Origin of the sequence: Methylobacterium sp. NPDC097929 (assembly GCF_049543375.1) — a bacterium.
Taxonomy (GTDB): Bacteria; Pseudomonadota; Alphaproteobacteria; order Rhizobiales; family Beijerinckiaceae; genus Methylobacterium.
Genome location: NZ_JBMVEP010000008.1, coordinates 116,827 through 128,803, shown reverse-complemented (window position 1 = coordinate 128,803; position 11,977 = coordinate 116,827). Strand labels below are relative to the sequence as shown.

Here is an 11,977-nt window from a genome sequence, read left to right as displayed (position 1 = left end):
GGCCGCCGCATGGTCGTGGATCGGGCGGCGGTCTGCCCGGCCGTGACGCTCATCTCCGCGCGGGAGCGTGCCGCCGCGAGCCGCACCGCATGTGACGGACCAACCGGCGCCAACACAGCAGGAGCGCCTGTCTTCTCACCTCGAAAGCCCGGGAAACGCCGTTCGGAGGCTCGTGACGATCATCTCGACGGCGAGGGCGGCGAGGATCATGCCCATGAGCCGGCGCGTGATCGCCGTCGCTTGCGGCGGAAGATGCCGCCCCAGGAAGGGGGCCGAGAAGAGCGTGACGGCGAGCAGCGCCAGGAACGCGCTCAGTCCGACCGCCAATTCCACCAGCTTGCCCTGTGTCCGGGCCGTCTCGCCGAAGACGATGAGCGTGGCGATCGTTCCCGGGCCGACGAGGAGCGGAACGGTGAGCGGATAGATCGCGACGCCCTCGGGGTCGAGATCCTCGGTCTTCTCCTTCGAGGTCGCGGCGTGAACGTGACTGTCCGAGCCTTGCAGCATCGTCACGGCGATGAGGAGGATGAGCAGGCCGCCGGCCAAGCGGAAGTCGTTCACGCTGATGCCGAAGAGGCTGAGGATCAGCTTGCCGGCGACAACGCTGACGACACAGCCGATGATCGTGCCGAGCGTGGCCGTGAGGGCCACCTTCCTCTGAACCTGATCGGACGCGCCCTGGGTCAGGGAAAGGAAGACCGGCACGTTGGCGATCGGATTCATGATCGCGAAGAGGGCGGCGAAGACCTTGGTCACGAAGGTCGGATCGAATTCCATTGCCGCCCCGTCTCCCTTCGACGCGCCTCGGTGCGACCGTGCACCACCACCCTGATCGTCGGCAAAGTCGATGCCGGCCTGCATCCGCTCGATGGCCGGCTGCACCATCGCCTTCACCCGGTGCCCGCCCTTGTTCGAGGAGCCCTCACGACGTGAGGCAAGGGCATCGAACAGGGGCGACAGGGCGCGCTCCCTTTTCTGCCTTGGTAGGCTTGCGCGCTCGTCGATGCCATCGTCGCGACGGCAATCGACTTGCGGCGGCTCATCGTCCAGCTTCTCCGCTTTGTGACGATGGAAGTGTCGGGCCAAGCGCCCCGGTCGCGGGCGGAACCGGCTCCGACCTCGCGAAGAGCCGAAGGATGCCGGCCGTCACTTGAGGTCCGCATCGGCCGGGGAGCCGGGCGGAAGCGGCCCGGCGTCGATGGTGTCCTCCGGGATGCCCGGCGGACCGTCGAAGCCGACGACGCCATCCGGGTTGTCGGGCGTCACGTTCGGATCGAGTACGGGCTGCGCGTTCCGGTCGAGCCTGCGCTCGACATCGAGGTCACGGCTGATCGGAACCTCGCGCGAGGCCTGTGCCCAGGCCGCGCCCGGCACGGCGAGGACCGCGCCGAGCAGCGCAAGGCTGGCGGGAATGCGCTTCGATGTCTTCACGATGCAGGTCCTCCCAGGTGTTCGTCGGATCGCGCGAATGTCGAAAGGTAGCGCTCCGCGTCGTCCCAGGCGTCCTCGTCCGCCGACAGGCCGACATAGCCGTCCGGCCGGACGATGGTGAGGCGGGAGGCGTCCGGCGGGGATCGCGGTGCCGGTTCCAGGAGGCCGGGGAAACGCCCCGCCAAGTCCGCCCCACGCGCCGCATCGGCGGCGTAGAGGACGAAGCGCGGTGCGCGGCCTACGCCCGGCGGCGCTCCCCCATAGGCCTCCGGCGGCCAGCGCGCGCCGGACCCCGGTCCGGCCGAGAGAGGAGAGGCGCCGTAGGCGATCTCGATCTCGCTCATCGTCGCGGCCATCCGGTCGCGGACGGTGTGCAGACCGAGCAGAAAGCGCAGCGCGAGGTTGCGCGCCGCCTGGGCCGCCGGGTTCGACAGCGTCGCCATGTCGGTGAGCCGGCCGGCGTTGCGCAGCACCAGATCGCCCACGGCGCTCCGCTCGGGGCTGTAGCTGTCGAGCAGGGACGTGTCGGCCTCAGCCCGGACGACCAGCGCCAGCTTCCAGGCAAGGTTCACCGCGTCCTGCATGCCGGTGTTCATGCCCTGGCCGCCCGCGGGGCTGTGGATGTGCGCCGCGTCGCCGGCGAGGAAGACGCGCCCGTGCCGGTACTCGGCCACCTTGCGCTCGTTGATGCGGAAGTTCGTCAGCCAGACCGGATCGGACACGCGGAAGCCTCCGCCGGCACGGCGGTCGACGAGAGCTTGCACATCGTCGAGGCGGGGATCGGGGCGCGGGCGTCCCGCCTCCGTCCTGCCCACGGTGGCGACGACGCGCGCCCGCCCGTTCGGGATCGGGAAGACCACGAAGGGGCCGTCGCGATGCAGGTAGGTCGCGATCTCGTCGGGCGGCGGCGCGCCCGGACCGTCGAGGCGCACGTCGGCGAGCAGCCAGTCGTCGCCCTGGGCCGACCCCTCGAAGGCGAGGCCGAGCCCGTGCCGCACCGTGCTGTGTGCCCCGTCGCAGCCGATCAGCCACGGCGTCCGCACCGTCTCCTCGCGCCCGTCGGCGTGCCTAAGGCGCGCCTCGACGCCGTCCGCAGTCTCGGTGAAGCCGGTCAGCTCCACCTGCCGCTCGACCTCGACGCCGAAGGCGCGCGCCTGGGCGGCGAGGAGGCGCTCGGTGTCCCGCTGCGGGATCATCAGGGCGAAGTTGTAGACGCTCGCGATCGCGTCGAAGCGAGGATTGCCGAGAATGCGACCGCCGCTGCGGATCGAGGCGCCGGGAGCCCGCAGCCCCGCCTCCAGGAAGGCTTGGCTGCAACCCATGCGGTCCATGAGTTCGAGCGTACGCGACCAGACGACGAGGGCCTTCGAGGTCTCGGTGGCGTGCGGAGCACGGTCGATGAGGCGCACGCCGACGCCGTAGCGGGCGAGTTCGGCGGCCATGGTCAGGCCCACGGGCCCGGCACCGACGATGAGACCGTCCGTCATGGTGACTCCTCCCGCCACGAGCGGCCTCGCCAGCCGAGATGGCCGTCGGGTCGGACAAGGTCGCTCATCGCCCGACCGCCCTGTGCCTCGGCGAACGTCCCTTGAGCGTCTTCGCGAAGCTCCGCCCCGGGAGCGCATCCTCCGCTGGCCCAGGCTTCGGCGGAGCCATGACCGCACCGCTCCGTTCGATCGGACGAGGAGCGCGCTACGGCTTCCAGCCGCCCCCCGGCAAACGCCCGTGATAGGGCGTGTTGCGGCAATGGCCCCAGGGGCCGCGCCAGTAGCCCGGCGGGCAGCCGTTGCCGCCCCGCGCCTGGTACCAGCCTCCCGGGAGCGGCCCGACATAGGGTGTGCTGCGGCAATGGCCCCAGGGACCGCGCCAACGGCCGGGCCCGCACCCGCCGGCCGCAAGCTCGATCGGAGCCGCGGCACCCGGATCGGCCATCACCGGCAGGGCCTGTGCCGGGTTCGGCACCGGCGCCAGGAGAGCGAAGGATGCAGCGAAGAGAACAACGGCGCGGCGCATGGTGTTCGACCTCCCGGTGCGCCGACCATGAAGCAGAGAACCGTGCAGTCTGGCAACTCCCATGCATCAACCTTGGGTTAACATCGATACAGGGAAATCGGGAGCATCCGTCTCTTGAACGGATTCGGCACATCAAAGGATAGCTCCGATGCGGCACGCTCCAGGGACTGAAAAGGAATTCCACCTGCGCCCTTGCCTCGGCGCCTCGACCGACAATACACAGGATTGAGCGAGCGATTCGCTGCTGTCACGTTCTTCGATGGCCGAAGCATCGATGCCTCGACGATGCGCGGGTGGGAAACCTGGTCGAGCCAATCAGCTCTCAAGGGAAAGAGCCCAATCGATCCCGGTTCGACGGCCATGATCCCCACGACCGCAGACATCAGCCCGGCGGATGCGGACAGGGATACCGACGGATAGGGACTGCCGCACCGAGGCGTCAGGAGTAGGGTGTCGGATGCGTGCACCCGTCGCTGAAACTCATCGGAAAGGCCGTCACCATGCGCACCTGTCTGCTCGCACTCGTTCTCGCCGTCTCGACCGGCCAGGCTCTGGCGAACGAGCCGCCCATTCAGGGGCCGGCCGATGCCACCTGTCGTGAACAGGCCCGGGCACAGGTCTTCACGGCACCGAATCCGAACCGCTTGAGTCTCTGGGATCTTGGCTCGCAGATCTGGCACACCTGCATGGCGGCCTATCACGGGAGCGGGCCCAATCCCGGCCGCCTGGAGCAGCGGTTCTGAGGCACCGTATGTGGCCCATCGGACCCTTCGAGAAGCCTGCCGAACCCTCGCAGCAAGGCGGCAAGGAGGCATCATGATCGGCTGCCGATCCAGATTTGACGCGACCCTTCTCGGTCTCGGCGCCGTCGTGGCGTTCGTCTCCCTCGGCTCGGCGTGGCTTCGCGTATCTCGGGTTCAGGCCGCCCCGACGGGCAGCCAGCGCGTGGCGTTCGCCTGCCCCGGGGGCCTGACCTTGGCGGTCGAGTTTGCGACGATGGACCCGCAAGCGCCGGCCATCGTTCATCCGCCGAACGGCCCAGCGATCGCGCTGCCCGCCAAGCCGAGCGGGGACGGCTTTCGCTACGCCGATGCCAGCCACGAATTGCGCGGGAGAGGACGCGACGTGACGTGGACGGTTGGGAGCATGCCGCCTCTGACGTGCCAAGCGCCTTGAGTCCACTTGTCGGCCAAGCGCATGCACATGTGATACGATTTCCGGTTGATCGCTTCGGTCTCTTCCCGCGTCCTTGCGAGGCTCAGCGAAAGCAATCCAGGGCTCCGTACCTTTCGGACACGTCGCGCTCTGGGTCGCTTCGGCTCCGCCTCGCGATGACGGAGAGGGGCGAAGGCCGAGGCGGTTCGAGACGTCAAATCCATTCAAAAGCGAACAGGATCGCGACGCACCCCAAGGCAACGAGACCGACAATGAAGAGCAAGTCGGCCGTTGTCTCCAGCCATTGGCTGTGATCGCGTCCAAGACGATCACGGATGGAGAAGTAGGACGCCAACGCACTCGCGACGAACAGAACGGTGATCAGACCGAGGCATTCGTCGGCCTGTCTGACGATACCGTTGGCCTCGGTCAGCTTCACCAAGCCGATGAGGGTCGGGCAAATGCCGACCATCGTCGCCGCACTCGGCAGGATGTGGTGCGACAGAGTTCGGCTCGTCTCCTTTCGATCCTCCAACGAGCCTGACATCGTGAGGCGCCTCACACGGCCATCGTAGCTGAAACTCGCGCAGCACCCTTATCGGACCAAGACTTGCCCGGCTTTCACGCGTCAGCCTTCCCCCGGAACGGGATGACGTCGTGAACATAGGCCGAGACAATCGTGGTCTCGACCTCTCTCGACCGTCCTTGGGCATCGCACACGTGAGTGCGGCCCGCGTCACCAGCCCTGGGGCGGCCTGGATCCGGTGAGGAAGCGCGCCGAGGGATCGGCTGGATTGGGTTGCTGAGCGCGGGCGGGCGGTCCGGACGTGGGGCCGGAGGGGGGCGCGGCATCGGTGAGGAAGCGCGGGCGATCCGTCGAGGCGGCCGTACTGGTCGGTCGGGGAACGGCCGGGAGGGGCGCTGCCGCCGCGGCGGGAGCGGGCTGCGCCAGGTATTGCGGCGCGGCCGGGCCCTGCGGAAGCATCACGAGGGTGCGGCTGCCGTTCACCGCAACCGAGGGAGCGGTCGGCTGGGAGCTCGCCGGAACCGCGGGCGCGGCCATCTCGACCGGCTCGGCCTGCTTCGGCTTCGGGCTCGCGATGCGGCGGCGCTGGACGCCCGCGCCCGGATCGGACACCGGTCCGAGCCGCATCCGCACGAGGTCGGCCAGGAGCGCTTCCGCTCCCGTCGGCTGGCGACGGCAATGCTGCACCCGGAGCGAGACCGAGACCGGCCCGCGCAGCGCGCCGCGGCCCAGCTCGACGCGCTCGAGACTGTCGATCCACTGCCAAGCGTAGGCGCAGCGCTCGCTCACAGCGACGCCCAAGGGACCGTAGGCGTTGTGCACGGGTCGGCGCACGATGCGGTAGGAGCCGCCGCCCTCGAGGCTCGCGAGCTCGGCGGTGATCCCGGTCCGGCTCGGCTTGGCCATGGCCGGATCGTCCCAGACGCGGCCCGACGCCATCGTCAGATCGATCCGGCCGCCGGATGCGCCGAAGAGGATGCGCTGCCGGAGGCCGGCGCTCGACTGCGTCTCCGTCACGGAGGCGACGGGGCCGCTGTTGGGCAGCGAGACGAGGGGCCGGTTGCCGGTCGAACTCAGGGCGCTGAAGGCCGTCTCGAAGCGCGGCGTCGTCCGGCGCGCGGTCGAGGTCTGGCAGGCACCGAGCAGGGTGAGGCCGAGCAGGACGCCGCCGAGCCGGAACAGCACGCGTCCGGCGGAGCGGTTGGGCCGTTCGAGGGAGAGCATCGGTCCGATCATCGATCCTGTCCTGCAATGCGCGGTGCGCCGCGGCCCGCGCCGGCCGTATCGAAGGGGCCGAACCGCTCCCCGTCCCGGAATGAGGCGGGCCGCGGCGCACCGGCTTGGGCCAGTGTGCCGGCCTCGGCTTGCGCGAGGGTGCCCACCGGCGGGGTCGGTGCGCCGGCCTGGAGGCTGGCCCGGTCCGTGCCGTTCCAGCCCGGCAGCAGCGTGAAGCCGTAGCGCTCGTAGGGCATGGGCCCGACGCCGACGACGCGCCGGGCGATCAGCGGTGGGGCGCCGCGCACCTCCCGGAGATACTCCCCTTCGCGGGCCCGACCCGGTCCGGCGCCGCCCTCGCCGAGACGCAGCGGGTTCTCGGCAGCGACGGCGATGGGGAACTCGCCGCGCAGGACGGGAAGCGGCCGGATCGAAGCGGCCGCAGCGGCGACGGTCGGCTTGGGGACCTTCACCCGGGCGGGCGCGGCCGCCACCGGCTGCGCCGCCGCCGGGGCCGGTCCGCAGGGTCCGGTGTCGCGCGATTGCGGGTCGGGCTCGGCGAAGACGAGACCCACCACCTTCGGGAACAGGCCGTCGTAGCGGTTGACGACCTCCAGGTAGTCGCGGGTCCGCTTCAGGCGGGAGAGACTGAGGGCGTAGCCGAGGACGGCGGATTCCCGCGGCTTCAAGCCCACGGCCCGCTGGAACCAGTCGGCGGCGGCATCGAACTGGCAGGCGTTGTAGGCGTACCAGCCCAGCGCCTGCGCGCCCTCCGCCGAACCGGTCGCGAGGACGACCTTGGCGAATCGGTCGAGCCGCTCGGGCTCCACGACCGCGCCCGAACTCTCGCCCAGGGTGCGCTCCATGATGTCGACGTAGAGGGCGAGATTCGTCACGGAGGCGGCGCGCCAGGCGAAGACGACATCCTCCGCTTCCCGGGTCTGACCCATCTCGCGCAGGGACAGGGCCAGACCCGTCGCCACGGCCGCGTCGCCGCCACGGCTCTGGGCCAGCTTGAACCACTCCAGCCCCTCGCGGAACTGGCGGCGGTGATAGGCGTACCAGCCGAGCAGGGCGATCTGGGACGGGTTCCCGAGCCGGCGGGCCTGCTCCCCGAGCGCGGCGAGGTCGGCCGGCTCGATCTTTCCGGCCTGCTCCCCATGGAGGACCGCCACCATGCGGGCTCGCGTCACGTCGAGCCGGATCGCCCGGAACTCGTCGGCGCCGTCCGCGCCCCGGCTGGCGATGGCCAGGAGGGGTTCGACGGACGCGATCGGCATCGCGGCCATGGCCTTCTGCACCGTCGCGAGACGCAAGGCCGAATCGGTCTGCTCCGTCAGCAGCGAGCGGTAGACCGCGGTGGCCTGGGCGAGGTCGCCCGTTCGGGCGTAGGCTTCCGCCAGCGTCCAGGCGATGTCGATGTCGAGGTTCTGCACGGGCTCCTGCGAGGCCTTCACCCGGGCGATGATGTCGCCCCAGGCCCCGTCCCGGACGGCCGCGCGGGCGGCGCTGCGCAGGGTCCCCCGGTTCAGTTTGCGCGCGAGATCCTCCGAGGGCTGCCAGCCGGGATCCGCCGACTGGCGCACGCTGATGGCGGTGCGCAGCTCCTCGAAGCGGCCCGCCGTGAAGAGGTCCCACATCGGGGCCTCCTCGGGCGGGCTCGGCTTCAACGTGTCGAGGTCGGCCGGGACGGTCCAGTTCGGGTGGCGGCGGCGCAGGCGCGCGATCTCCGCCTGGACGCGCTCGCCCTGGCGCTGGGCCGCGTAGAAGCGCAGCGCGCTCTCGTCGATGATCTCGCCGCCCCCGGACAGCTGGGGCGTGTCGAGGATCACGGCGCCCCGGCGCTCGTCGAGCTGGAGCACGCCGGTGCGGACGGGTGCGGGCTGCGCCGCCGCGGTCACGGACCAGCCGAGGCTTCCGACGACGGCGAGCAGGACCGGCCCGGCGACGCGCAGCGGGTTCAGCGGCCGAGGCATGGCCGATACCTCATGTTGGCGGCCGTCAAGGCCAGGAGGTGGAGGGTGGCGGGATAGTAGTTCTCGCCCGCGGCCGGGTCCTGCAGGCCGGCCGGCAGCGGCGCACCGGCGACGGCGCAGGCGGCCAGGGCGGGGATGATCGCGTAGCCGGGCTCGGCCATGCGTCCCGCAACGGAACCGCTCGCCGTGTCGATGATCGGGAGACCGGCCGGGTCCGGCTCGCTCCAGAGGGCCAGCAGCGGCTCGTAGTAGCGACGCTCCCCGATGCCCGCCATGGCGAGGTAGAGCGGCAGCCGCACGGCGTTGTAGGAGAAGTGCGGGGGGAAGCCGGCGGCGGGCTGGGGCTGGCCATCCCGCATCGAGATCCACTCGGTGGGGAGTTTCGCCTCGCCGAAACGCGCCCGCAGGACGAGGTCCCGGCCGGCGGTGGCGAGCCGGTCCCAGTCGAATTCCGGCGCGACCGCGGCGAGCCGGGGGAAGGCCGGGAAAATCCAGTAGGAGAGATTGACGACCGGCCCGTCCGGCCGATCCTCGGCGGAGAAGCCGCTCATCGCCGGCAGGAGGAGCGGCGGGCCCTCGGTGCGGAACAGGATCGTCCGGCGGGCGATGTCGACGGCGATGCGGCGGGCCGCCAGGCGGTAGCCCTCGTCCGCCCAGCCTTCGCCCGCCTCGACCAGCGCCCAGGCCACGAGAATGTCGCCGTCCGTGGCGTCGTTCATGTCGGCGACGGCGGGCCGCTTGTCCGGCTCCCAGCGCCAGGCCAGCAGCGCGTCGTCGCGCACCATCAGGTTGGCCCGCGTCCAGTTCCAGATCCGCTGGAAGGCATCGCGGTCGCCGGCTGCCACGGCGAGCAGCATGCCGTAGCCCTGGCTCTCGCTGTGACTGATCCGGCCGTTGGCCGTATCGACCACGCGGCCCTGATCGGTGACGAAGCGCGCCTTGTAGCTGCGCCATGCCCCCGGATGCCCGAGGCTGTTCAGCATGGGGAGCGCCTCGGCGGCAGCCCCGGCGGCCGGCTTGCCCTCGGCGGCGGCCGGCTCGGCCGGTGCCTGCGCCTGCGCAGGGGCGAGCATCAGGCCCAGGAGCAGCGAGGCTGCCAGGGTACGGGTGCGTCGGAACATCATCACCGGTCCTTCCGCCGCTCGTCGCCACGCGGGGCGCCACCGGCCTTTCCGTTGGCGCGGCCCACGTCGCGCAGCATCGCCGAGGTGCTGAGGCCGAGGCTGACGGCGGCGGCGAACAGGATCAGCACGAAGAGGCTCGGATTGGTCGAGAACCAGCCGGCGACGACGAGCCGAAGGTTTCCGATCGAGGCCGGACCGCTCTCGAGGAGGCGGACCTGCTTCGCCTCGTAGACGGCGAGCGTGCCCTCCTCGCCATCGAGCGTGGCGACGCGCCCCTCGATCCGGCTCCAGATCGACGGCGTCGTCAGACAGAGGGCCGAGGCCTGAAGGCTGGCCGCGTTCGGCGCCGTGAAGACGGTCAGGAGGCCGTTCGGATCGCGGCCGGGCAAGCCCTGGCCGACGATGAGGGAGGCCTGCGGACCGACCTCGATCTCCGGCTCGCGCACCTGATCCTGAGCCCAGTTGGCGGTCGCGGTCCAGCTCTCCCGCGCCGCGGCGGTGAGCCGGGCCGTGAAGGCTGTCGCCCGGTCGGCGAGGCGCGGCTGCGTCGACAGCGTGCCGCTCCAATCCGCAACGAGATCGCGCTCCTCCGCTCCGGCGATGTCGAGCCGCGGACGCGACGGAACGGGATTGGCGGAGCGGGGAGCCGCTGCGGGGAGAGCGCAGGCCGGCGGCCGATCGTTGCGCAGCCGGTCGAGACTTGCGCCGTCCATGACCGGCACGCGGCGGGTCGGCTCGCCGAGCGGTGCCGTGGCCGCCCGCCCCTCCCAGATCTGGCGGATGCGGTCCGGGTTCAGCCCCACGGTCCGCAGGACATCGGGTTCGAGCGCGCGGGCGGGCGCCACGACGACGGTCGGGGTCCGCCCTTCGAGGGCGCGGTCGTTGGTGAGCTCAAAGTCGATCGGCTTCTCGGCGGAGAGGGCCATCTGCACGGCGAGCGTGGCGGCGGCCGACATCGTCTCGCGGTCCGGCGTCGGAACGACGAGGCGCGGGCGGCGGTCGGCGGCTGCCTTCGTCAGGCCTCCGCCCAGCGTCGCGGCCAGATCCGGCAGGCGAAGCGCCTGGGCAAGGCGCGGCACCGTCATGTGCGAGCGGTCGAGCAGCATGAAGCGCCGACGCGCCGCTCCCTCCTCGCAGACACGGTCCGAAGCGGTCGGGAGCAGGGCCCTGATCTCGACCCGGTTGCGTCCGGGCCGCCAGCGGCTCAGCGGCAGGGCGATCGCCTCGTCCCGGAAGACGTCGCCGTCGGCGCGGGCGAGCGGCACGCTCGCGACGTTGCGGCCGTTCAAGTCGACGATGATCTGCGCGCCGACCTCCAGGCCGGCGGCGTATCCGCCCGCGAGATCGAGGGTGATCTTGTCGTAGTCCGCGGGCACGAAGTCCGTTGGCAGCGTCACGTCGAAGCCGGTACGGAACAGGCGGCCGGAAAACTCCCGGCTCTGCAGCCCGACGGCGGCCAGCCCGAGCGTCTCGCCGCTGCGGGCCGGCACGCCGCGCGCCTGGGCGAGCGCGCTCAGGCCCTGGGGGCTGCCGAGCGGATCGCGCGTCGTTGCCACGCTCACGATCCGCTGCGCCGCCTCGATCTCCGCGGGCGTATCGCCGGACAGGGTGATCCGGGCGGCCCGCTCGCCCTGGGCGGGCTCGAAGGCGAGCGGCTGGCGGGTCAGCCCGGTGCTCTCGCCGTCGGACCCGCCGACGATGATGTCGAGGCCCGCCGGCCCTCCCGGCTCGGCGGCGAACTCCACTGCCGCCTGCGAGAACCCACCCGCGAGCGCGACCCGCTGGGCGAGCCCGATCAGGCGCTCGAAGGTGGCGAAGCCCGGCCGGGTGCGCAGAACGATGCGGATCGGGACCACGCCCCGTCCGTCGGGGGCGATGGCGGCCAGGTCGCGCAGGGAGGCCGCACCCGCGGCACCGGACGGCGCGACGAGACCGGTCCAGGCCGGATCGATCTGCGTCCAGAGTTCGTAGGTGGCGTCGAGGGAGCAATCGACCCGGTGCCTCTGGGTGCCCGCGACCGCCACGGCGTTGTAGCCCGGCTTCAGCAGGTCGGCGGGAATGTCGAACTCGATGATCCGGATCGCGCCCGGCGCCTTGATCTCGCTCCGGCCGATGGCGACCCCGTTGACCGTCGCGGTGAGGAAGGAGGCATCGGGCACCACCGAGATCGCGGCGAGATAGCCGATGCGCAGGCGCAGGCGCTCGCGGGCCTGGGTCTCCGTGAGGTAGACGGGCCATTGCAGGCTGCTCTCCTCGCCCGCGAGCCGCAGCCCCGTCGAGAGGGCCGGGAACGGGCGTTGCGGCAATGCCGCCGCCGGGGGCGGTGCAACGGGACCCGTCTCCGCCGCCGCCGGACCCGGGCGACGCACGACCGGTTGGGCCTCAGGAAGGCTGAGTACCTGGGGCGCGCCGCGGCCGAGGAAGCTCTGTGCCGATGCCGGCTGGGCGGCCGCGACGAGCATCGCGGCGAGCGTCAGCCGGGAGAGGTGGTGCGGTGCAGGGCAGCGCCGGGGTGTGACGGGCATCGTCGGGCTCGA

At 71.5% G+C, this 11,977-nt stretch carries 11 protein-coding genes; 2 read left to right on the top strand and 9 right to left on the bottom strand.

Annotation, left to right across the window (positions count from 1 at the left end):
* Positions 1-135: 135 nt before the first annotated feature.
* From ACPCJR_RS18390 to ACPCJR_RS18375, 4 genes are all read right to left on the bottom strand, one after another.
* Positions 136-777: a MarC family protein gene (locus ACPCJR_RS18390; RefSeq protein WP_391513265.1), complete on the bottom strand. Its 642-nt coding sequence runs from the start codon at positions 775-777 to the stop codon at positions 136-138.
* A 369-nt stretch (positions 778-1,146) separates the two neighbouring features.
* A complete protein-coding gene (locus ACPCJR_RS18385) occupies positions 1,147-1,431 on the bottom strand; it encodes a hypothetical protein (RefSeq protein ID WP_391513267.1) in 285 nt (94 codons plus the stop codon).
* The gene (locus tag ACPCJR_RS18380; protein WP_391513268.1) at positions 1,428-2,918 is read right to left on the bottom strand and encodes an FAD-dependent monooxygenase; all 1,491 of its coding nucleotides are present in this window, start codon (positions 2,916-2,918) and stop codon (positions 1,428-1,430) included. The genes ACPCJR_RS18385 and ACPCJR_RS18380 overlap by 4 nt, the downstream gene beginning before the upstream one ends.
* A 205-nt stretch (positions 2,919-3,123) precedes the next feature.
* Positions 3,124-3,444, bottom strand: coding sequence for a GCG_CRPN prefix-to-repeats domain-containing protein (locus tag ACPCJR_RS18375; RefSeq protein ID WP_391513270.1), 321 nt, complete (start codon positions 3,442-3,444; stop codon positions 3,124-3,126).
* A gap of 500 nt (positions 3,445-3,944) precedes the next feature.
* Here ACPCJR_RS18375 and ACPCJR_RS18370 point away from each other — a divergent pair, with 500 nt between their 5' ends.
* On the top strand, positions 3,945-4,187 hold the full coding sequence (locus ACPCJR_RS18370; RefSeq protein ID WP_391513272.1) for a hypothetical protein: 243 nt from the start codon (positions 3,945-3,947) through the stop codon (positions 4,185-4,187).
* 73 nt (positions 4,188-4,260) lie between these two features.
* The gene (locus ACPCJR_RS18365) at positions 4,261-4,620 is read left to right on the top strand and encodes a hypothetical protein (RefSeq protein WP_391513274.1); all 360 of its coding nucleotides are present in this window, start codon (positions 4,261-4,263) and stop codon (positions 4,618-4,620) included.
* 193 nt (positions 4,621-4,813) lie between these two features.
* Here the strand turns inward: ACPCJR_RS18365 and ACPCJR_RS18360 are convergent, their stop codons facing one another.
* The 5 genes from ACPCJR_RS18360 to ACPCJR_RS18340 all read right to left on the bottom strand — a co-directional run bounded on the left by ACPCJR_RS18360 (position 4,814) and on the right by ACPCJR_RS18340 (position 11,965).
* Positions 4,814-5,161: a hypothetical protein gene (locus ACPCJR_RS18360; RefSeq protein ID WP_391513276.1), complete on the bottom strand. Its 348-nt coding sequence runs from the start codon at positions 5,159-5,161 to the stop codon at positions 4,814-4,816.
* Between the two features lie 174 nt (positions 5,162-5,335).
* Positions 5,336-6,361 carry a cellulose biosynthesis protein BcsN gene (gene bcsN, locus ACPCJR_RS18355; protein WP_391513278.1) on the bottom strand — a complete coding sequence of 342 codons (1,026 nt, stop codon included), beginning with the start codon at positions 6,359-6,361 and terminating at the stop codon, positions 5,336-5,338.
* Positions 6,358-8,316 (bottom strand): hypothetical protein, encoded by a 1,959-nt coding sequence (locus ACPCJR_RS18350; RefSeq protein WP_391513280.1) that lies wholly within the window; start codon positions 8,314-8,316, stop codon positions 6,358-6,360. Before ACPCJR_RS18350 ends, bcsN begins: the two co-directional genes overlap by 4 nt.
* Entirely contained in the window at positions 8,301-9,440 is a 1,140-nt protein-coding gene (locus tag ACPCJR_RS18345; RefSeq protein WP_391513282.1) for a glycosyl hydrolase family 8, read from the bottom strand. The genes ACPCJR_RS18350 and ACPCJR_RS18345 overlap by 16 nt, the downstream gene beginning before the upstream one ends.
* The gene (locus tag ACPCJR_RS18340; protein WP_391513284.1) at positions 9,440-11,965 is read right to left on the bottom strand and encodes a cellulose biosynthesis cyclic di-GMP-binding regulatory protein BcsB; all 2,526 of its coding nucleotides are present in this window, start codon (positions 11,963-11,965) and stop codon (positions 9,440-9,442) included. The genes ACPCJR_RS18345 and ACPCJR_RS18340 overlap by 1 nt, the downstream gene beginning before the upstream one ends.
* Positions 11,966-11,977 lie beyond the last annotated feature (12 nt).

What these genes read in the sequence shown, in the direction of transcription:
- ACPCJR_RS18390 (WP_391513265.1), bottom strand. Translation starts at nt 777, where the DNA reads ATGGAATTCGATCCGACCTTCGTGACCAAGGTCTTCGCCGCCCTCTTC.
- ACPCJR_RS18380 (WP_391513268.1), bottom strand. Translation starts at nt 2,918, where the DNA reads ATGACGGACGGTCTCATCGTCGGTGCCGGGCCCGTGGGCCTGACCATG.
- ACPCJR_RS18375 (WP_391513270.1), bottom strand. Translation starts at nt 3,444, where the DNA reads ATGCGCCGCGCCGTTGTTCTCTTCGCTGCATCCTTCGCTCTCCTGGCG.
- ACPCJR_RS18370 (WP_391513272.1), top strand. Translation starts at nt 3,945, where the DNA reads ATGCGCACCTGTCTGCTCGCACTCGTTCTCGCCGTCTCGACCGGCCAG.
- ACPCJR_RS18365 (WP_391513274.1), top strand. Translation starts at nt 4,261, where the DNA reads ATGATCGGCTGCCGATCCAGATTTGACGCGACCCTTCTCGGTCTCGGC.
- bcsN (WP_391513278.1), bottom strand. Translation starts at nt 6,361, where the DNA reads ATGATCGGACCGATGCTCTCCCTCGAACGGCCCAACCGCTCCGCCGGA.
- ACPCJR_RS18350 (WP_391513280.1), bottom strand. Translation starts at nt 8,316, where the DNA reads ATGCCTCGGCCGCTGAACCCGCTGCGCGTCGCCGGGCCGGTCCTGCTC.
- ACPCJR_RS18345 (WP_391513282.1), bottom strand. Translation starts at nt 9,440, where the DNA reads ATGATGTTCCGACGCACCCGTACCCTGGCAGCCTCGCTGCTCCTGGGC.
- ACPCJR_RS18340 (WP_391513284.1), bottom strand. Translation starts at nt 11,965, where the DNA reads ATGCCCGTCACACCCCGGCGCTGCCCTGCACCGCACCACCTCTCCCGG.